Origin of the sequence: Pseudomonas sp. St386 (assembly GCF_018325865.1) — a bacterium.
Taxonomy (GTDB): Bacteria; Pseudomonadota; Gammaproteobacteria; order Pseudomonadales; family Pseudomonadaceae; genus Aquipseudomonas; species Aquipseudomonas brassicacearum.
The window spans coordinates 5,076,134-5,096,840 of sequence record NZ_AP021900.1 but is presented as its reverse complement, the minus strand read 5'-3'; the positions used below and the strand labels follow the sequence as shown (position 1 = coordinate 5,096,840).

19 protein-coding genes are annotated in these 20,707 nt (G+C 59.8%); 13 read left to right on the top strand and 6 right to left on the bottom strand.

All coding sequences use genetic code 11. The annotated features are described in order from the left end of the window. Positions 1-130: 130 nt before the first annotated feature. The 9 genes from KI235_RS22515 (at position 131) to KI235_RS22475 (ending at position 9,536) form a co-directional block, all read left to right on the top strand. Positions 131-844, top strand: coding sequence for an FKBP-type peptidyl-prolyl cis-trans isomerase (locus KI235_RS22515; RefSeq protein ID WP_003204577.1), 714 nt, complete (start codon positions 131-133; stop codon positions 842-844). A 294-nt stretch (positions 845-1,138) separates the two neighbouring features. Further along, entirely contained in the window at positions 1,139-1,594 is a 456-nt protein-coding gene (locus tag KI235_RS22510) for a YkvA family protein (RefSeq protein WP_003204575.1), read from the top strand. 102 nt (positions 1,595-1,696) lie between these two features. Next, complete coding sequence (locus KI235_RS22505; RefSeq protein WP_003204574.1) at positions 1,697-2,038, top strand: helix-turn-helix transcriptional regulator; 342 nt, start codon at positions 1,697-1,699, stop codon at positions 2,036-2,038. Next, complete coding sequence (locus KI235_RS22500; protein ID WP_003179080.1) at positions 2,035-2,406, top strand: hypothetical protein; 372 nt, start codon at positions 2,035-2,037, stop codon at positions 2,404-2,406. Before KI235_RS22505 ends, KI235_RS22500 begins: the two co-directional genes overlap by 4 nt. Continuing rightward, on the top strand, positions 2,407-2,808 hold the full coding sequence (locus KI235_RS22495) for a sel1 repeat family protein (protein WP_003204573.1): 402 nt from the start codon (positions 2,407-2,409) through the stop codon (positions 2,806-2,808). It abuts the gene before it with no gap. A gap of 188 nt (positions 2,809-2,996) precedes the next feature. Continuing rightward, positions 2,997-7,751: an RHS repeat-associated core domain-containing protein gene (locus KI235_RS22490; protein WP_212795306.1), complete on the top strand. Its 4,755-nt coding sequence runs from the start codon at positions 2,997-2,999 to the stop codon at positions 7,749-7,751. Between the two features lie 11 nt (positions 7,752-7,762). Further along, positions 7,763-8,185, top strand: coding sequence for a hypothetical protein (locus KI235_RS22485; protein ID WP_081001168.1), 423 nt, complete (start codon positions 7,763-7,765; stop codon positions 8,183-8,185). Positions 8,186-8,364: 179 nt separating this feature from the next. Then, complete coding sequence (locus tag KI235_RS22480) at positions 8,365-8,724, top strand: hypothetical protein (protein ID WP_053163122.1); 360 nt, start codon at positions 8,365-8,367, stop codon at positions 8,722-8,724. A gap of 395 nt (positions 8,725-9,119) precedes the next feature. Then, on the top strand, positions 9,120-9,536 hold the full coding sequence (locus KI235_RS22475; RefSeq protein WP_053163120.1) for a hypothetical protein: 417 nt from the start codon (positions 9,120-9,122) through the stop codon (positions 9,534-9,536). A 234-nt stretch (positions 9,537-9,770) separates the two neighbouring features. On the opposite strand, the gene KI235_RS22470 is transcribed toward KI235_RS22475, so the two are convergent. Beyond that, positions 9,771-11,558, bottom strand: a complete 1,788-nt coding sequence (locus tag KI235_RS22470) for a bifunctional diguanylate cyclase/phosphodiesterase (RefSeq protein ID WP_212795305.1) — start codon at positions 11,556-11,558, stop codon at positions 9,771-9,773. Positions 11,559-11,676: 118 nt separating this feature from the next. Further along, positions 11,677-13,755, bottom strand: a complete 2,079-nt coding sequence (locus KI235_RS22465) for a carboxy terminal-processing peptidase (protein ID WP_013694047.1) — start codon at positions 13,753-13,755, stop codon at positions 11,677-11,679. Positions 13,756-13,894: 139 nt separating this feature from the next. Between KI235_RS22465 and KI235_RS22460 the strand changes: the two genes are divergently transcribed. From KI235_RS22460 to KI235_RS22445, 4 genes are all read left to right on the top strand, one after another. Then, a complete protein-coding gene (locus tag KI235_RS22460) occupies positions 13,895-14,857 on the top strand; it encodes a zinc-binding dehydrogenase (RefSeq protein ID WP_003204563.1) in 963 nt (320 codons plus the stop codon). A 205-nt stretch (positions 14,858-15,062) separates the two neighbouring features. Continuing rightward, positions 15,063-15,665, top strand: coding sequence for a hypothetical protein (locus KI235_RS22455; RefSeq protein WP_013694046.1), 603 nt, complete (start codon positions 15,063-15,065; stop codon positions 15,663-15,665). 189 nt (positions 15,666-15,854) lie between these two features. Then, the gene (locus tag KI235_RS22450; RefSeq protein WP_212795304.1) at positions 15,855-16,490 is read left to right on the top strand and encodes a DUF1326 domain-containing protein; all 636 of its coding nucleotides are present in this window, start codon (positions 15,855-15,857) and stop codon (positions 16,488-16,490) included. Further along, positions 16,490-17,281 carry a DUF2182 domain-containing protein gene (locus tag KI235_RS22445; RefSeq protein WP_212795303.1) on the top strand — a complete coding sequence of 264 codons (792 nt, stop codon included), beginning with the start codon at positions 16,490-16,492 and terminating at the stop codon, positions 17,279-17,281. The genes KI235_RS22450 and KI235_RS22445 overlap by 1 nt, the downstream gene beginning before the upstream one ends. 114 nt (positions 17,282-17,395) lie before the next feature. Here the strand turns inward: KI235_RS22445 and KI235_RS22440 are convergent, their stop codons facing one another. Genes KI235_RS22440 through KI235_RS22425 form a run of 4 tightly spaced genes read right to left on the bottom strand, consistent with a single transcriptional unit; the run spans position 17,396 to position 20,705 of the window. Further along, positions 17,396-18,049 (bottom strand): HAD family hydrolase, encoded by a 654-nt coding sequence (locus tag KI235_RS22440; protein ID WP_013694044.1) that lies wholly within the window; start codon positions 18,047-18,049, stop codon positions 17,396-17,398. A 46-nt stretch (positions 18,050-18,095) separates the two neighbouring features. Continuing rightward, positions 18,096-19,085 carry an ABC transporter ATP-binding protein gene (locus KI235_RS22435; protein WP_003204557.1) on the bottom strand — a complete coding sequence of 330 codons (990 nt, stop codon included), beginning with the start codon at positions 19,083-19,085 and terminating at the stop codon, positions 18,096-18,098. After that, positions 19,082-19,882, bottom strand: a complete 801-nt coding sequence (locus KI235_RS22430) for an ABC transporter permease (protein WP_013694043.1) — start codon at positions 19,880-19,882, stop codon at positions 19,082-19,084. Before KI235_RS22430 ends, KI235_RS22435 begins: the two co-directional genes overlap by 4 nt. Next, positions 19,869-20,705, bottom strand: a complete 837-nt coding sequence (locus KI235_RS22425; RefSeq protein WP_161796657.1) for an ABC transporter permease subunit — start codon at positions 20,703-20,705, stop codon at positions 19,869-19,871. The genes KI235_RS22430 and KI235_RS22425 overlap by 14 nt, the downstream gene beginning before the upstream one ends. Between the last annotated feature and the right edge of the window lie 2 nt (positions 20,706-20,707).

The following is a 20,707-nucleotide window of genomic DNA, read 5'->3' as shown; positions in this document are numbered from 1 at the left end:
TAAAAAGCGTTTGCGGACCTGAACTTATCATTACTTTGTGGCTCACATGCCGGTAGCCATTGGTCGTGGCCGCCTGATAAGCTCGCGGCTTTATTCGATTGCCCTTTAGGCGCATGAACAAGGAAATAGCATGAAACAGCATCGGTTGGCAGCGGCGGTGGCCCTGGTAGGCCTGGTACTCGCGGGTTGCGACTCGCAGACCAGCGTAGAGCTGAAGACCCCGGCGCAGAAAGCTTCCTACGGTATTGGCCTGAACATGGGCAAGAGCCTGGCTCAGGAAGGCATGGATGACCTGGACTCCAAAGCGGTCGCCCAGGGCATCGAAGATGCCGTCGGCAAGAAAGAACAGAAGCTGAAAGACGAAGAACTGGTCGAAGCCTTTGCCGCGCTGCAAAAGCGTGCAGAAGAGCGCATGGCCAAGATGAGCGAAGAGTCGGCAGCCGCCGGCAAGAAGTTCCTCGAAGAAAACGGCAAGAAAGCCGGCGTCACCACCACCGCTTCCGGCCTGCAGTACGAAGTGGTCAAGAAAGCCGACGGTCCACAGCCTAAGCCGACCGACGTAGTGACTGTTCACTACACCGGCAAGCTGACCAACGGCACCGTGTTCGACAGCTCCGTTGAACGTGGCAGCCCGATCGACCTGCCGGTCAGCGGCGTGATCCCGGGTTGGGTCGAAGGCCTGCAACTGATGCACGTCGGCGAGAAGTACAAGCTGTACATCCCGAGCGACCTGGCCTATGGCGCCCAGAGCCCGAGCCCGGCAATCCCGGCCAACTCGGTCCTGGTGTTCGACCTGGAACTGCTGGCGATCAAGGATCCGGCAAAAGAAGACGCAGCCAAGTAATCGCGTCTGCTATAACGACAACGCCTCGCTTATGCGGGGCGTTGTCGCATCTGGGCCGCGGCAAAATGGCAAAAAAACCGAACGCGCGATGCAGGGTATAGTCATAGGCAATACAGGCGCTGTGCTAGACGCAGTCAGCCGGTCAAGTCAATGAAATATTGGGTTTTTTTATGTGAGTAAAAAACGCCCGATCTAAGCCGGGCCCTTATGAAACGGGGGCTTCAGCGGTGAAATGCAGCTCTGTTCACAAGGTTATCCACAATTTGTGTGGATAACATTTCAGTGGGAGAAAAAATGAAGGCCCCGTGGAATTTTGCGCGATTTCTGCCCTTGGCAGGCCGCCTGCTGGCCCGCGGTCGATTGCCGACGTTGCTGTTCGCCGTCGCCAGCAAAGGTGCCCGGGAGGGCGGACGGCTGGGCAAGCTCAAGGAGGACCTGCGGTTGTTGCAGGCCTTGTGCCTGGCCTACTGGCGGGGCGAATACCGCGCTGTCAGCGCCAAGTCGATGCTGTCGGTGGTGGCAGGGCTCATGTATTTCCTCAGCCCCCTGGATGCGATTCCAGATATCTTGCCAATGTTTGGCATGATCGACGATATCGCCGTGCTGGCCTGGGTCATGAAAACCCTCGACGTTGAACTCGAGGCTTTCCGTGCCTGGCGTTATCGGCAATCGCCCGAGAAGCTTGCCCGGGTCGAAAGGCTTCCCGATACCCCGGAACAACTTCAACTCCAAGGCCAGAAAAAGCCCTGATCCCCTGAGAATTCATCACCCCGCGACCTTAGCCAGCATTTAGGATTACACTTCCAAGAAAAAAGGCTGACTCGCTAAGTGTTGTTGTCCTACGGGGTAGACATGGATATTCAAATAATCACACGTGACGGAGAGCCCGAATACGCGGTTTTGCCGTGGGATCAGTACCAGTCGTTGTTGAAGGCAGCAGGCATCGATCAAGCTCCGCCGCGCGAAGCGACAGTCCGTCACGCGGCGGCACCGGGCCAGGTTCTCCCTGGACTGGATCAATTACGCAGTTTACGCGAAGGGAAGGGCATCGCCATCGAGGCGCTGGCCCGCACGGTAGGTATCAGCCCGTCTTATCTGGCCTTGATCGAGAGCGGCGAGCGTCAGCCCGATGCCGCGATTCGGCGCAGTCTGGCCTGGGAGTTGACGGTTCCGGGTTGGAGGGAAGAATCGTGAGCGTACGCATCAGTCGGCAGCATTGGGATGGGTTGTTGGGTGAGTTGGACCAGGCGCGCCGCCAGCGCCATTTATTGACTTACCGCGCCTTGTTGGAGCGTCTGCAACTGCCCAGCCCGGCCATGCAGACCTTGACTGCGGCCCTTGAGCACCTGGCGGCGCTGGACGCCCGGGCGGAGCAGCCGCTGCGCAGTTCATTGGTGATCAGCCAGGGCGCCAGTCGGTTGCCGCGCACGGGTTTCTTCGAGTGCGTAGAACGCCTGGGCCGCTTTTCCGGGCCATCCGATGGCGTGGCCGCTGCTTCCTGGCACGCTTCAGAAGTGGTTCGGGTATTTGAATACGAGTACCCCGAGTCGGCGGAGGCCTGAGTGCTCTGGCGACTCAAGGCGCGGGCCGGTTACTGGCTGGCGCGTCGGTTGTTTCATTGGTCCTGGTTCGTCCGCCAGCCGCGTGGCTGGGCCTGGCTCGAGGGGCAGTTCTCCCGCATGGCGAACTTGGGCGACGTCGGTGCGCAGAGCTTCTATGGGCACATCCTCACGTTTCGCGGCCAAGGGCTGGGTGCCCGTGAAGAAGGAATTCGCCTGCTGCGGCTGGCGGCATTGGCCGGTGATGGCAAGGCCGCCTACCAAGTTGGCGTGATCAGCCTGGCCGGCACAGCCAGCAAGGCGCCGGACCCGGTTGAAGCGGCGCGTTGGTGGACCTTGGCGGCGAAAGCCGGGCATCCGCTGGCCGAAATCAAGCTCAAATCACTTGAAGCTCGCGATATCTAGGGTTATCCACAGGCGACTCGTTGTGCAGGTCAGACGAATTTAGCGAATCGCCCTACGTACTCTGTCTCCTTCCCCTGACTTAATTCCTCTGTCATCCCCGGCAAAGTCTCGCGCTCCCTGAGCGCTGCGAGACGTCTGCCCATGTTCGACCGTTTTTTCCTGCCGGCCCTTGAGCGAGCCCTGTCCTGATGGATCAGGTGAGCCGAATCGAGCAGGAACTCGACAGCTTCAAAGACACCCTGTCGGTCTACCGCGAGCAGCTCGAGCGCTGGTACAGCAGAGCGGCGGACCAGGCCAGTCATGCGGCGGACCTGCCGTCGCTGATGGGCATGGAGCGGCGGATCCGCTTTGGCGACAGCACCACCGCTGTCAGCATCAGTGACGATGACTTCCTCTCCACGGTCGTCCAGTGCCCCAAGGGCGGGCCGATGACGATCGAGAGCAAGTTCGAGTCGGTGTACGACATCCCGCTGGGCGACATCGCGGTGGATGTGGTGGACGTGGCCAGCGGCGAGGTCACGCCGGTCACCCTGGATGCCCAGGGCCTGGGGACCTTCCTGGGTGAGGCAGGCAAGTCCTATCGGGTTCATGTCCAGGGCGAGGTGTCCGCCAAGCAAATCGCGAATCTGTTTTCTTCCTACGATGGCCTGACCACCGATCTGACGGACTGGTTGCGCGGTGAGTGGCAGGGTTTCAAGCCGCGATGGGCACAACAATCGCTGTCGACTTCGGCGGCGGCGGTGGGGAACGGGCTGCTCGCCGGTAGTTGGGCGGCGATTGAAAGTGTTTGGGACAGCATCAGCTTGCTCTCGGACATTCTTAAGGACCCTGGTCAGTTTGTTGATCGGTTGGGCGAAAGCGCCAAGCAACTGGAGGACCTGGCGGAAAAAACACCGCTGGTGATGGCCAAGCTGCAACTGCTGGCCAGCGACGAAGCGGCGCTGTGCCTGTTGGTGCGCACCGCCAGTCTCTGGTTGGAGATGTTGCCGCCCAGTGAGGTTGCCGGGGAAACGGCCGAAGCCCTGTCGAGGGTGACAGTGCAGTTGTTGATCGACCTGTTGATTGGTGTCGTCCTGACCTTCACCGGTGCGGGTGCCGGTATCGCTTATCTGTCGATGCGCCTGGGGAATGTGGGCGTGCGCCTGCTGGGTGCCATGCAGCGTTTCATCGGGGCGATCTTCGCGGTGGTCAATGGCTTCATGACCTACGTGGACCGCTACAAATCCGTGGCGGCGCGCGGTATCGCGGCCGGGGTGAAAAAGGGCCGGATGCAACTGCGCTGGGATGCGCAGCGCAACACCACGCTGAAAAAACACGAACATCACGACGACGCCCCGGCCCAGTCGAAAAACCCCAACGGCGACAGCGCCGACACTGCGGCCCAGACCCAGACCAGCGGCTGCCCGGTGTCGATGGTCACCGGCGAAGAACTGCTGACCCTCGACGACGGCACCCTCGATGGTCGCTTGCCGTTCGTCTTCACCCGTTTGTACCGCACCAGCGCCGCCGACCTGGACGTCGGCCTCGGGCGCGGTTGGAGCCATGCCCTGGCCCATCGCTTGGAACTCGACGGTGAGCAGGTCACCTGGGTCGACCAGGAAAACCGCCGCACGACCTTTCCGCTGCCCAGCGCCCAGCGTCCGGCGATCCACAACAGCCTGGCCCGCGCAGCGATCTACCTGGGCTCCGAGCCGGACGAACTGATCGTCGCCCAACCCGGCGAAAACGCTCCATTCCTGCACTTTCGCGACGGCCACCTGAGCGCCCTCAGCGACCGCTACGACAACCGCCTGACCATCCTGCGCAACATCCATGGCGACATCAGCCGCCTGGACAACGGCGCCGGGCGCGCCTTGCGCCTGCGTTACGAACAGCGCCACCTGATTGCCGTCGACTACCAGAGCTTCCATCCCGCCATCACCCTCGACGAAGCCTGGCGGACCGAGCAGACGCTGGTGTCCTACCGCTACGACGGACGTTTCCGACTGATCGAAGCGACCAATGCTGCCGGTGAAAGCGAGCGCTACGACTACGACGACCGGCACGTCATCCTCCAGCGACAACTGGCCGGTGGGGCAAGTTTCTACTGGGAGTGGCAAGGCGTCGGGCCGGCGTCCCGCTGCGTACGGCATTGGGCTTCGTTTGCGCAGATGGACAGCCGCTACACCTGGGGCGAAGACGGCAGCGTCACGGTCCAGCACCTGGATGGCAGCCAGGAGGTGTATGTCCACGACGAGCGGGCGCGGCTGGTGCGCAAGGTCGAGCCCGACGGCGGCGAGCACCTCAAGGCCTACGACGAACAGGGCCGGCTGATTGCTGAGCAGGACCCGTTGGGGGCGGTCAGCGAATACCGCTACGACGAGGTCGGACGGCTGGTGGCGCTGCTTCCCCCGGATGAGGCGCCGACGTACTACGAATACCGCAACGGTTTCCTGCACGTCCGTTCACGCGGCAAGGCCGTGTGGACCTACCGGCGCAATGCCCGCGGCGACGTGATCGTCCTCATCGACCCGGATGGCCGGCGCACGGAATATGCCTACGACGCCCATGGGCAACTGCTGGCGACGTATGCCCCGGACGGTGGCGAACATCGCTTCACCTGGAGTCGCCTGGGCCAACTGACCGAAGAGATCCTGCCCGACGGCGGTCGCCGGTGTTTTTCCTACGACGCCCTGGGGCGTTTACTCAGCCGCCAGGACGAACACGGCGCGCTCACGCACTACCAATGGGACGCCGTCGGCCGACTGCTGCAGGTGACCTTGCCCAACGGTGCCATCCGGACCTGGCGCTACAACGCCTACGGCAAGGTCACCGCCGAGTGCGATGAACAAGGGCGGGTCACCCGCTACGAATACGCCGACGACCTGCACCTGGTCAGCCGCCGCCTGAACCCCGACGGCAGCGAGCTGAAGTACTGCTACGACTCGGCGCGGCTGTTGCTGACCGAAATCGAAAACGAATCCGGCGAAAAATATCAGCTGGACTACACGCCCAACGGCTTGATCCGACAGCAAGTCGGCTTCGACGGCCAACGCACTGCCTACGCCTACGACCTCAACGGCCACCTGCTGGAAAAAACCGAGCACGGCGAGGACGGTTCACTACGGCTCACCCAGTACCAGCGCGACGCGGCCGGGCGGCTGCGGGTCAAGACCTTGCCCGACGGCCAGGCCATCGAATACCGCTACGACGAGCTGGGCCGATTGGTCCACGTCAACGACGGCAGCGATCATCCGTTGGCCTTCGAGTACGACGCGCAGGACCGCTTGGTCTGCGAGCACCAGGGCTGGGGCACCCTGCGTTATCGCTACGACGCTTGCGGGCGCCTCAACCACCTGCGCCTGCCGGACGACAGCCAGCTCGACTACCACCATGCCCCGGGTGGCGCACTGACCGCCATCGACCTCAACGGCTCGCGCCTGACCGAACACCGCTTTGACGGCGGGCGCGAACGGCAACGCCAGCAAGGCCGGCTGCTCAGTGACTACGACTACGATGAACAGGGCCGTCTCAAGGCCCAGACCGTGTGGCAGAGTCGACAGCAGCAACTGTTCTGGCGCGATTATGCCTACAGCGCCAAGGGCAACCTGCAAACCCTTTCCGACAACCGAAACCGCCGCAGCTACCAGTACGACCCGCTGGATCGCCTGACCCGCATCGACTTTTCCCACAGCGAGCCGCCGGAACACTTCTGCCACGACCCGGCCGGCAACCTGCTGATGCAGGACCGCCCCGGCCCGACCACCCTCAAGGGCAACCGCCTGCTGAAGGAGGGCGACCGCCACTACGACTACGACGCCTTCGGCAACCTGCTCCGCGAACGCCGCGGCCAGGCCCTGGTCGGCGCCTACCGCTACGACAGCCAGCACCGCCTGATCGGCGTCACCACGGCGGACGGGCGCGAAACGTCCTACCGCTACGACGCCTTTGGCCGACGCATCAGCAAAACGGTGGACGGGCTGACCACGGAGTTTTTCTGGCAGGGCGACCAGGTCGTCGCCGAAAACAGCCCGCGCCACCACCGCAGCTATGTCTACGAACCCGGCACCTTCCGCCCGCTGGCGATGCTCGACGGCGAAGGCCTCAAGGCCTGCCCGTTCTACTACCACCTCGACCACCTGGGCACGCCCCAGGAACTGACCAGCTACAGCGGCCAGATCGTCTGGTCGGCGCGCTACAACGGCTACGGCAAACTCACTGAACTCACGCACGGTGGCGGCGAACAGCTTGAGCAACCGCTGCGCTTCCAGGGCCAATACTTCGACCCCGAAAGCGGCCTGCACTACAACCGGCACCGCTACTACAATCCCGAGACTGGCCGCTACCTGACACCCGACCCGAGCAAGTTGGCGGGTGGGCTCAATGGGTACCGGTACACCCTGAACCCGACGGGGTGGGTGGATCCGTTGGGGTTGGTGGATTGTCCGGGGAAGGGTGGGTGTAGGTCGGCGGTTGGGGAGCAGGATCCGGCGGTTAAGGTTGGGGTGGATGAGGGGGAGCCTGCGCTGCCCAAACCGACCGCCGCTGAGTTGGCCGAAAAAGAAGTCAGGCGTCTAGATCGGGAGCAAGGCATGCATATGGTCAGTAAACATAGCCTTGCGGTTTCAGATCAGGTGTGGAAACGGCGGGCAATTGACGGTACAGATCCCTTAACTGGTAGAACCCCCTCGCATAGGAAGGGGAATCCAAGTTCAAGGTTTAATAGTTGGGAACTACAGCTAAAGGCCTATGAATTAGCAATTGCGAAGAAGAATAGCGGGCATGAACTGCTGGTGGACAAGAGCGGAAACAAATATCTACGGGCAGATTTGCCGGGCGCGGGGAAAGGATATATTCCAAATTCTAGAAATCCAAGCGATCCAAAATTGATCAACATGAATCGCATAGAAATGAAGTTTGATCGGGATACCGAAGTTCCATTTACATTGTATCCAATAAAATAGGAGGCTATAAAATGATCGATCCATGCACCGGTCAACCGTATGTACCCACACCTGCGTATTTTTTGGGTTGTTTTGACATATATGATCGAGAAGAAACGCTGGGGGAGGAGCTTGAAAAATATGACCCCAACAGCCCAGTAGATCGAGAGGCGCTAATCTTAAAATACTCGCTGTCTAAAAATTGGAAAATAACGTACAGGCAAAAATTTGCATTACATAAAAGTTTAGAAGAGGCGCTGCGAGACAGCGGTTATGATTTTCAGGCTTTACTAGAACATGATTGTCAGGAGTGCTCATCGCTACCCAACGGGTGGGACACAATGGACAATCCAAGAATTTTTTTTGAAGATATATACAGACTGGCGAGTGAGCTATGGGCGGATGATCTCCGGAGGGCTGAGTCTGAGGATAAGTCTACTTGGGATTATGTATAGCTGAATTACCGAAAAGGAGTTCTGTCACAAAAGACGGAATTATACGCTCTGCGTGGGAACACATCCCGTTACGCTCTGCGTCACCTTTCAGAAGCAGAATGCGGAGCGTCCCTGGCGGCGCTCTCAGTAATATTGAATCAAAATGATGATCTAATAGCTGTTTATACAGGGCCGAAAAAATGAAACCCAAACCAAGCATGATGCCGCTGATCGGGTTGTTGTTTGTATTTAATATTGAGAATGTTTGCGACGAGAGGCGGGAGGAAGTGATAGTTTCAAAAAACATAAATATCGATTCTGAGCTCTCTGAGTTGTTTGATATTTTGCTTAGGCCGGAGTTTTTGCGTTATCCGCTCGGCGCGCAGGATAAATATATTGAAACAATCAACTATTATCTGGAAGTTGGTGACGCCTTCGATGATTTGTTTGAAGATATGGATACATATTTTGATCAGGAAATTCATGATCAGCGACACTTTATGGAAGTATTGCTGAGTTGCCTCAAGCGCTATCAGTCAGAGAGTGCTCCAGAATTCTAAACTCATAGAGAGATTGCATTTGAGAAAGTCCAGAAGATACGGCTCGTATACACCTGATGGAGGTTCAACAGAAAGCCACGCCGAAAATGTAAAGTCCCCCAAGCCGAGGCAGTGGTACGCTAACTGTAGTACAAGGTTCAATAGTTTTCGAATACAGCATCAAGCCATAAATGAAGCACTGACTCGAGAAGCAAGAGGCCTTCCCCGTTTTACGGGTGAAGACAAGAGAGGAAATCCAGTCGTGCGCATGTATATGCCCAAGGTTGGGCAGGGATACATACCCAACGTAAACGACAGAGAGAATCCAATATTTCAAAGCGAAATCAATGTATTCGAAGTCCGGTTCGATTACGAAACGCTACGTCCGGTCACTGCTTATCCTGTAGGAGGTTTTGATGCTGATGCATCCGTTTCTTGATCGTCCTTATGATCCTCAGATTAGTCATTTTCTCGGTGGTTTCGAAATATATGATTGCGAAGAAACTCTGGGTGAGGAATTATCGCAGTATGTTCTCGAATGTGCCGAAGATCGGAAAAAGCTGATTTATAAGTACGTGGTCCATCGTTTTAGAAATCTAAGCTATCGTCACAAGTTTTTATTTTTTTGTGTGCTCGCAATTGCACTCGACGATCCGGAGTATGACTTTGGTGAGGTGTTCGAACACGAAGTGGTTTCACATTCAGCCCTTCCGCCGGGATGGGATGAAATGGAGGATTTCAGAGTTTTCTTTGAGGATATCTATAAGTATTTAGCAGAAGAGTGGGGCGAGGATCTTCATAAGGCCAGCCAGGAAGATCCAGCAACCTGGTAGTTCAGATAGGGCAAATGTTTAATCACCCCTCCACCGCACCGTTTTTCGTGGCGAGGGGGCCTGCTCCTACTCGGCCTGTAGGAGCTGCCGAGCGAAGCGAGGCTGCGATCTTTTCCCAGGCAGTTGAATCTCAAGCGAAAGATCAAGATCAAGATCAAAAGATCGCAGGCTTCGCCAGCTCCTACAAAGCCCAGCGGGAGCAAGCTCCCTCGCCACGGGGCCGCGCCAGATGCTTCACCCTGACAATCCCAACGCCACCACCGCCTCCCGCTCCGCCAAACCATCCACCAAATACACACTCCCCCCCAGAATCTCCTTGGCATGATGCTTGGCCTGCGAAGCCAGCTCAGCCAACTGACTGGCATCCAACTCTTCGCAGGCCTCGGCACGCAGATGCACCACCCCAATCGATAGCGACAACAACGCGAACTCCTGCCGAACGCCCTGTCGGTTCAACGCCGTAAAACATCCCGCCTCCAGGTGCTCGGGGCGGTAGAAGCGGCGGCAGTGGGTCTGGAAGTCGCTGAGTAGCTGGTCCAGGCGTCTGCGCCACTCTTCCGGGCCGAGGACCAGCAGGAAGTCGTCGCCGCCGATGTGGCCGACGAAGTCGCGGCTGGGGTCGATGCGTTCGTTCAGGCATTGGGCCAGGCACAGCAGGACTTCGTCGCCGCGACCGTAGCCGTAGATGTCGTTGAAGGGTTTGAAACTGTCGATGTCCACGTAGCAGATCACCGATTCCTGCCGTTGTTGCAGCAGGCGCGTGAGGCATTGCTGGATCGGGACGTTGCCCGGCAGCAGGGTCAGGGGGTTGGCGTAGCGGGCCTGCTGGATTTTCAGTTCGGTGATGAGCTTGAGCACATCGATCACCCGGCCCAGGCCCAGGTAGCCGCCGTTGAGGGTGATGATGAAGTCTTCTTCGATGCGTTGTCGGGCGCGGCTGGTGATCAGGCGGCTGACTTGTTGCAGTGACTGGTTCAACTCTACCGCGAGAAAGTCGTCGCTCATCAAGCGACTGATGGGTTTGCGGGCGAACAGGTCGGTGGCGAAGGGTTTGAGCAAGGCGTCCGAGAGCGAATGGCGGTGAACGATGCCGCAGGGCTGGCCTTGATCATCCAGCACTGCCAGGGAGTTGAGGTTGGCCTGGCGACGAAACGCTTCCAGCACGGTGGCTGTCGGTGTGTTGTGGGCCACTGCCGGTTGTTCGTTGAGCAGCGCACTGAGGTCGTTGACCTCATCGCTCAACGCCGCCACGCCGCTGTCCTGCTTGGGCATCAGCGCCCTGGCGTCGCGTGACGGTTGTTCCTGAGGCCGGGCCAGCAGATAGCCCTGGACCAGGTCGACGCCCATTTCGATCAGCACCGCCAGTTCTTCCGGCAGTTCGATGCCCTCGGCAATCACTTGGGCGCGGGAGGCCCGGGCGATTTTCAGGATCGAGCCCACGAACTCGCGCTTGAGGGCGTCCTGGTGGATGCCGTCGATGAAATGCCGGTCGATCTTCACATAATCGGGCCGCAATTCAGACCACAACCGCAGGCTCGAATAACCGGCGCCCAAGTCGTCCAGAGCAATCGAGAAACCCATCGCACGATAATGATGCAGCGCGGTTTGCAGGAGCTGGAAGTCATCGATGGGGGTTTGTTCAGTCAGTTCTATCACGACCTGGCTGGGGGCAATGCCGAAGTCCTGCAGCAGCTGCAGTGTGCGCCCTGTCTGGTGTGCGGATTCCAGCAGCGACTCAGGCGAGACGTTGAGAAACAGCTTGCCCGGCAGCTTTTGCTCATTGAAGCGCTGGCAGGCGCTGCGGCGGCAGGCCAACTCCAGTTCGCTGAGGCGGCCGGCCTGGCGTGCCACGGAAAGCAGCGCGATGGGGGAGTGCAACGGGCTGTTGGAGGGGCCGCGGGTCAAGGCTTCATAACCCACGATGCGCCGTTCGGAAAGGCAGATGATCGGTTGGAACAGGCTGTGCAAACCGCTTTGAGCCAGGATCGAACTCAAGGCACTCAGCTGTTCTGTCGTGGTCATGGCAATCTCTGGCGATAAAAAAAGGACCGGGTGCGCGGCACCCAGTCCTGTATTTCACGACAGACTGATGTCAGTTTGATGACACTCCGACGAGCATCACCATTAAATGGCCATCATCTTAGTGCTTGGCGATCGCCGTGTTGAGTTTCAGGTAATCCAGCAGGATCCGCCCGGTCTCGCTCAGGTAGGCATCGTCTTCCGGCTTGGTTTTCTCTGGCTCGGTGATCAGGTCTTCGTCCTCTTTCTTCAGCTCTTTGAGCGGCTCTTCGCCCTTGGCCTTGCGACGCAGGTTTTCCATGGTCAGTTGCTTGGCCTCGATGTCGGAATGCTGCGCGCGACGATCGGCTTCGTTGAGGGTGACGGTTTTTTCCATCATCAACTTCTGCGCCAGGGCCAGCTTGTCGCGGATGAAGACAAACTCTGCATCCTGGGCCGTGCGGGTGTCATGCTCGGACTTGAGTTGGGCCAGGAACGGCTTGAACGGGTCCACGGCGGGTTTGATCGCAGGCCGGATGGTGTCCCACGGCATGGCTTCGGGCAGGGCGCTTTCACCGATTTCCTTGGTGTCGATGATCGACGGGTAATCGATGTCAGGCAGCACGCCCTGGTGCTGGGTGCTCTGGCCCGAAACCCGGTAGAACTTCGCCAGGGTCAGTTTCAGTTCGCCATGGTTGAGCGGCTGGATGGTCTGCACGGTGCCTTTGCCGAAGGTCTGGCCGCCGATGATCAGCGCACGGTGATAGTCCTGCATGGCGCCGGCGAAAATCTCCGAGGCCGACGCGGACAGGCGATTGACCAGCAAGGCCATTGGCCCCTTGTAGAACGCACCGGGGTTTTCGTCTTCCAGTACATCCACCCGGCCATCGGCGTTACGCACGAGCACGGTCGGGCCCTTGTCGATGAACAGGCTGGTCAGCTCGGTGGCTTCCTGCAGGGAGCCGCCGCCGTTGTTGCGCAAGTCGATGACCACGCCGTCGACTTTTTCCTTCTGCAGCTCGGTCAGCAGTTTCTTGACGTCGCGGGTGGTGCTCTTGTAGTCCGGATCCCCGGCGCGGAAGGCCTTGAAGTCCAGATAGAAGGCCGGGATCTCAATGATGCCGAGCTTGTAGTCCTTGCCGTCCTGCTTGAGGTTGAGGACCGATTTCTTCGCTGCCTGTTCTTCCAGCTTCACCGCTTCACGGGTGATGGACACGATCTTGCTGGTCTGGTCGTTCGGCGCATTGCTGGCCGGGATGACTTCCAGGCGCACCACCGAGCCTTTCGGACCACGGATCAGCTTGACCACTTCGTCCAGGCGCCAGCCGACCACATCGACCATTTCCTTGTTGCCTTGGGCGACGCCGATGATCTTGTCCGCCGGGCTGACCTGTTTGGTCTTGTCCGCAGGGCCCGCCGGGACCAGGCGCACGATTTTCACCTGGTCGTTGTCGCTCTGCAGCACCGCACCGATGCCTTCCAGGGACAGGCTCATGTTGATGTCGAAGTTTTCCGCGTTATCCGGCGACAGATAATTGGTGTGCGGGTCGTAGGACATGGCGAAGGTGTTGATGTACGCCTGGAAAATGTCCTCGGCGCGGGTCTGGTCCAGGCGAACCAATTGGTTCTTGTAGCGCTTGGTCAGGGTTTCCTGGATCTGCTTGGGATCCTTGCCGGCGATCTTCATGCGCAGCACTTCGTCCTTGACGCGCTTGCGCCACAGGTCGTCGAGTTCGGCTGTGCTTTTGAGCCAAGGGGCGTCCTTGCGGTCGACCAGCAAGGTTTCCTTGGTATTGAAATCGATTTTGTCGACGCCTTTGTTCAGCTCGGCAATGGCGTAGTCCAGACGCGCCTTCACGCGGTCCAGGTAGCGCTTGTAGATGGTGAACCCGGCGTTCAGGTCGCCGCTCTTGAGGAAGTCGTCGAACTGGGTTTTCCACTTGTCGAATTCAGCGATGTCGCTGGCCAGGAAGTAACTGCGCGACGGATCGAGCAGCTTCAGGTAGCTGTCGTAGATGATGACTGAGCGCGCATCATCGAGTGGCGGCTTGCTGTAGTGATGGCGCTTGAGCAACTCGACGACGTTAAGGCTGGCAATCACCTCGTCACGATCGGGCTGAAGCTTGTCCCAGCTGTTGGCTGCGAACGTATCGTTCGACAACGGTAACAGGCCGAGGCCAATGACTAGCGCGAGGGCGGTACTGGGGAACAGATGCTTCATGCTGATTCGACGCAGGGACAATTGATAACGCATATTAGGCCGTCTTTGAAGTCGCCGGTTCCATGTGGCCCGGGCGCATAATGCAAGAAAGCCCGGCGTTGAAGCAGCGGGCCCAGTCGAGACTCACTATGGAGGCACTGTGAAAGCATTGCAAGGCGTTGAAGGTCAAGTGGTATGGGCAGATGAGCCGAGCCCGGCGTGTGATGTCGGGCAAGTTCGTATTCGTGTGGCAGCCGCGGGCCTGAATCGGGCCGATTTGCTGCAAAAAGCCGGACTTTACCCGCCGCCACCCGGCGCCAGCCAGGTGTTGGGGCTGGAATGTGCCGGAGTCATCAGCGAGGTCGGGCCGGGCTCGTCCTGGCAGGTGGGTGATCGGGTTTGCGCGTTGCTGGCCGGCGGCGGGATGGCCGAGGAGGTGGTGGTCGATGGCCGGCATGTATTGCCGGTGCCGGAGGGTTTGTCATTGGCTGAAGCGGCCGCGCTGCCGGAGGTTTACAGCACCGCGTGGCTGAATCTGTTCCAGCTGGCGGCGCTCAAGCCGGGTGAAAAAGTACTGTTGCACGCCGGGGCCAGTGGCGTCGGCTCGGCCGCGATCCAGCTGTGCAAGGCGTTCGGCAACCCATGTTGGGTCAGTGTCGGCTCGACCGAGCGGCTGGCCTATTGCGAGGCACTGGGCGCCCAGGGCGGCGTGGTACGCACCGATGGCCTGGAGAGTTTGAACGATCTCGGTCCGTTCGACGTGATCCTCGATCCGGTGGGCGGCAGCTACGCCAAACTCAACGTGAAACTTTTGTCAGTTGACGGCCGCTGGGTGTTGATCGGGCTGATGGGCGGGCGCTCGACCGAGCTCGATCTGGCGCAGGTGCTGGGCAAGCGCATCCAATTGCTTGGCTCGACCTTGCGCAGCCGTGACGAGCAGTTCAAGGCCGACCTGATCAGCGAACTGGGTCAACAGGTGTGGCCGCTGTTTGCCGACAAACGCCTGAGCCCGCAACTGGCCAAGACCTTCGCCATCAAGGACGCCGAAGCAGCGTTCGCGGAACTGGCGACCAACCAGGTGTCCGGGAAGCTGGTGTTGGTGATCGATGAGAGCCTGAGCTGATTTCGGAAACCGTGCGCAGACCTGTGGGAGCGAGCTTGCTCGCTCCCACAGACGTCATTATTTCCAGAAACACTGACGTGCCGGATAGCAAGACACCCTGTCAAGTCTGACAGTAGACGCCTTTCGGACCCCATTCTAGAGTGGGGTGCGAGAGTGTCGGCTGTCTCTCCGATCAGTCTTTTCCAGACTCAGGTAGGGTGCTGCCATGTCCGCTTACGCTGCCAGATACATGCTGTTTTTCACGCTCTCACTGATGGCCTGCGGGGCTGCCCGAGGGCAAGTGCCGTCAGACACATCGGAACAAGGCGCCTGGGGCAATTGGGGCGCCGCTGCATATTGCCCCCAGGGGCAATATGTCTGGGGGTTCCGACTCAAAAGTGAACCCTATCAGGGCAACGGCGACGACAGTGCTTTGAATGCGGTCCAGCTTATCTGCAAGAGCGGAGTCAACGGGGCGGCCACTTATATCCAAAGCCTTGAAGGAAAGTGGGGAAGCTGGGGCCGGGACCATGTGTGTCGCGAGACACCAGCCATCGCATTTGCCATTCAGGTGGAACGCTTTCAGGGCCGGGACAAAGAAAAGGGCTCGAAGGACGATACCGCCGCCGGCAATATCAAGATGAATTGTGGGTCGGAAATCCTCGTAGGCGACCCGCCAGTCGCATGGGGAGATTGGACCGGGTTCTACAGTTGCCTCGATGGCACCGGTTACAAAAAGATCAGGGGGTTCCGAACCAAGGTGGAGCCTGACCAGGGCAGCGGGGATGACACGGCCATGAATGCGATGCAGGTGTATTGCGGGCTCTAGCGCCAGGGTTTGTCGCTGACAGCTACCCCCATCCCTCTCGACAGTGGTTTGAACTTTTGACCGGCGCCTACGGGCAAGCTGACCTTCGGTCGGCAGCCCGTATCCGATGCGCGCGCGCTGCTAGCGTTAACTAATGGGGGATGGGGTAACCGCAGCTTTCATTTCACCCGCCAGGTGAAGAGGTTGATCATGGCCATCGCCGAATGGCGCATGCAGGGCGTCGAGTTCGTTGCCTGCAACTGCAATTGGGGCTGCCCCTGCCAATTCGATGCGCCACCGACCCATGGTCACTGCCAGGCGGTGGCGTCGATGCGAGTGGAACACGGGTATTTCAATCAGGTGGCGCTGGACGGCTTGTGCTGGGCCGCCACCTTCGCTTGGCCGGGTGCCATCCATGAGGGCAACGGCAGTTGCCAGGTGTTCATCGATGAACGCGCCGACGAGGCGCAGCGCCAGTCCTTGTTGACCATCCTCTCTGGCTTGGAGAGCGACCCTGGGGCCAACGTGTTCCAGGTGTTCAGTAGCACCATGAGTGAAGCGTTCGAACCGCTGTTCGTGCCCATCACCCTCTCTATCGATGTCGATCAGCGCTTGGCGCACCTGGACATTCCAGGCGTGCTGCAGGCCAGCGGCGAGCCGATCCGCAGCCCGATCGACGGCTCCCCTCATCGAGTCCGCCTGTCCCTGCCCAACGGCTTCGAGTTCCTCGAGGCCGAAGTGGCCAGCGGTAGCTACCAGACGCATTCTGCCCTGAAACTACAATCCCAGAGCAGTCATAGCCACCTCGCCCACGTGCACTTCACCGGCCATGGCATAGAGCCGTAATGGCCGAACCTCAGGCGGCGACGCCGAGCAATCGACTGACGGTCGAGCAGTGGCTGCTCCTGCTCTGCCTGCTCGCGCTGACCGCCCTGGCCTGGCTGCTGCTGTTGCGCATGGCCCACGACATGAGTGCGCCGGGCGGCATGGCTGATACGGCAATGGGCGGCATGCTCATGCCCTGGAGCCTGGCCGATGCGCTGCTGATGTTCGCCATGTGGGTGGTGATGATGGTCGGCATGATGCTGCCCAGCACTTTGCCCATGCTGTTGATCTACCAGCAGATGCTGCGCAAGCGCATGCCGGCACCGCAGCGACACTTGGCCCTGCTGCTGTTCTGCAGTGCCTATGTCCTGGTCTGGGCCGGTTTCGCCCTGGGCGCCACGGCGCTGCAATGGGCGCTCGAGCAACTCGCCCTGCTCAGTCCGGGGATGCGCAGCACCAGTACCGCGCTGGGCGCCGGTCTGCTGCTGGTTGCAGGTATCTATCAGTGGCTGCCAAGCAAGGCGGTCTGCCTTGAGCATTGTCGCGGGCCGCTGCATTTTCTGCTCAGCTACTGGCGCCCCAACGTACTCGGCGGCTGGCGCATGGGCCTGGCCCATGGCGCTTATTGTCTGGGCTGCTGCTGGGCCCTGATGGGCCTGCTGTTTGTGGTCGGCGTGATGAACCTGCTCTGGGTGGCAGTGATCGGTGCCTTCATCTTGCTGGAGAAAAACCTGCCGCAGGGACTCTGGCTCAGTCGTCTCTGCGGTGTGTTGTTGCTCGGCTGGAGCCTGTGGCTGCTGCTGCTGGGCTGAACCTGAACCTGAACCTGTGGGAGCTGAGCTTGCTCGCGATGGCGGTGTATCAGATAAATCAATGCCGGCTGATCCACCACTATCGCGAGCAAGCTCGCTCCCACACGAGGCTGCTTATTTCCAGGTATGGATTGGCCACCCGGCCAGTTCAGCGTGGGCCTTCAATACCGGGTCCGGGTTCACCACGTGGGGGAAATCCACCCGCTGCAACAACGGCAGGTCATTGCGCGAATCTGAATAGAAACTTGCGCCTTCCAGGTTCTCTTCCTCGGCATCCAGCCAGTCCAGCAGCCGCGCGATCTTGCCTTCGCGGTAGGTCAGGGTGCCCACGGTCTGGCCGCTGTACACCCCATGGGTCACTTCAAGTTCGATGGCCAGGATCTCGTCGATGCCCAGGCGTTCGGCAATCGGCTTGACCAGGTGCGTGCCCGAGGCCGAGATCACCAGGATCCGGTCACCGGCCTTGCGGTGTTCGGCGATGGTCTTGGTGGCGTCGCTGAAGATGATCGGTTCGATGAAGTCTTCCACCCAAGGCCCCACCAAGTGTTCGATTTCTTCCGGTGTGCGGCCAATCATCGGTTCCAGGCTGAAGTCCATGTACTCTTCCATGCTCAGCTTGCCGTGGCTGTAGGCGTCCATCAGCGCGTTGTTGCGCTGCATGAACGACTCGGGATCGACCCAGCCCAGGCGCCCCATCTGTTCGCTCCAGAGGGTGGCGCAGTCGCCGTGGATCAGGGTTTCGTCCAGATCAAAAATTGCCAGGGCCATCAGCGCGTTTTCCTCTTCAAGATCAGCTTCAAAATCGATAAAGCCATCAGGCTACCTCACACAGCGCCGACGGATCGATGGAAAGTGACAAGCGTGCGCCATCGGGGTGCAGGTCGGCGGCCGAGCGATTGAGTACATCCACCACCAGTTCCACGCCACGAGCCTCGACCCGGTAGCGAATCACGTTGCCCAACAGGCTGTGGCTGCGGATCAGCGCATCGGCCTCGCCGTCGCGGCTCAGCTCGATGGCTTCCGGACGGATGGCGATACGGCCGCTCATCGGCCGTTGCAGCAGTTTGGTCGCGCTGTCGGCGTCCAGCAGGTTGTAGTTGCCGATGAAGCCGGCAGCAAAGACATCGACTGGCGCTGTGTAAAGGGTTTCGGCATCGCCGCTTTGTACGATTTTTCCCTGGTTCATCAGGAAAATCCGGTCAGACATGGTCAGGGCTTCTTCCTGGTCGTGTGTGACGAAGATCGTGGTCAGGCCCAACTCACGCTGGATCTGTCGGATCTGTTCGCGCAAGTGCTTGCGAATCCGTGCATCCAGGGCTGACAGTGGCTCGTCCAGCAGCAACAGGCGCGGCCGGGTCACCAGGGAGCGGGCGAGGGCGACGCGCTGGCATTGGCCGCCGGACAGTTGATGGGGATAGCGGCCGGCAAAATCATGCAGCTCCACCAGGCGCAGGATCTCCAGCACACGCTTGTGGCTGTCCGATGCCTCGACTTTTTGCATGCGCAGGCCGAAGGCGACGTTCTGTTCCACGGTCATGTTGGGGAACAAGGCGTAGCTCTGGAAGACCATGCCGATGCCGCGTTTCTGCGGGCTCAACGGGACGATGTCTTGCCCGTCGAGGATGATCTGGCCGGCATCCACCGCGGTCAGGCCGGCAATGCAGCGCAACAGCGTGGACTTGCCACAACCGGAAGGGCCGAGGAGGGTGACGAATTCGCCCTTGCGGATCTCGCAATTGATGTCGCTGAACACCGGCGTGCCGGCGTAGCTTTTTTGCAGGTGTTGGACGCTGACGTAGCTCATTGGCTTTTGTCCTTGTTCAAGATGTTGGCCGCCCAGGTCAGGACCAGTACGAAGAAGAAGTAGGAAATCACCAGCGCACTGGTGAAGTGACCGCTGCTGTTGCGCATGTTGTTCAGGTACACCTGCAGGGTTTCATAGCGAGTGCCGACGAGGATGTTGGCAAACACGAATTCGCCGAACAGGAACGAGAAGGACAGCAGCAACGCCACCATCAAGCCCTTGCGCAGGTTTGGCAGCACCACCAGGAACGCGGCCTGGAAAGTGCTGGCGCCGAGCAGTTGGGCGGCGTCCATCAGGTCGCGCAGGTTGATGGCTTGCAGGTTGTTGGTGATCGCCCGGTACATGAACGGCAAGGCGACGGTGAAGTAGCAACCGATCAGGATCCACGGCGTGCCGACCATCGCCAGCGGCCCGGAGCCGTAGAGTTGCAACAGCCCCACCGACGACACCACCGGCGGCACCGCGAAGGGCAGCAGGATGAGGATGTTCATCAGCGCGTCGAGTCTGGGGAAGTGGTAATGCACCACGAACAGCAACGGCAGGATCAACACCACCGAGAGCACCAGCGCACCGACGCAGACCAGCAGCGATTGGCCGAAGGCGTGGAGAAAACGCGGGTCGCTCCACAACTGCACATACCATTTGAACGTGAAACCGCTGGGCAGCACGGTGGCCGACCAACTGCTGGCGATGGAGTAGACGAGCGTGCCGGCCAGGGGCAGCAGCAGGATGGCGAACAGCAGGTACACCACCGCCCGATGATAGAGCCCGACGGAGCCCGGTTCAGCGCGAGACATGGTAGCTCCTCTTGAGCAGCAACTGATGGACGATGGTGACCACGGTCATCAACGCCACCAATATCACGGCCAGGGCACTGGCCATGTTCGGGTCGAGGGAAATATCGCCGGAGACCATGGCGGCGATGCGAATCGGCAGCACGTTGAAGTTGCCGGTGGTCAGCGCATAGACCGTGGCGTAGGCGCCGAGGGCGTTGGCCAGCAGGATCACGAAGGTGCCCAGCAGCGCCGGGGTCAGCACCGGCAAGCCGATGTGGCGCCAGAACTGCCAGCCGTTGGCGCCCAGCAGCTCGGCGGATTCGCGCCAGTCTTCGCGCAGGGCATCGAAGGCCGGATAGAGCAGCAGCACGCCCAGAGGGATCTGGAAGTAGGTGTAGAGGATGATCAGCCCGGTTTTCGAGTACAGGTTGAAATCCTCGATGATCCCCGCCTGTTTGAGCATGATCGTGATGCTGCCGTTGAACCCGAGCAAAATGATGAAGGCGAAGGCCAGGGGCACGCCGGCGAAGTTGCTGGTCATGTTGGCGAAGGCGTTGACGAAGTTGCGCAGCCGCGAATCCACCCGGCGCAGGGAGTAGCTGCCCAGCACGGCGATGACGATGCCGAACACACTGGACCAGAAGCTGATCTCCAGGCTGTGCTGGATCGCTTGCAGGTAGAACTTGGAACTGAAGATCTTGCTGAAGTTGGCCAGGCCCCAGCCGAACTCTTCCGATTCCAGGCTGTTGAGCAGCACCCAAAGCAGCGGGGCGATCTGGAACACGATGAAGAAAATCGCGAAGGGCACCAGGCACAACGCTGCCAGCCATTTGCCGCGCGTCATGG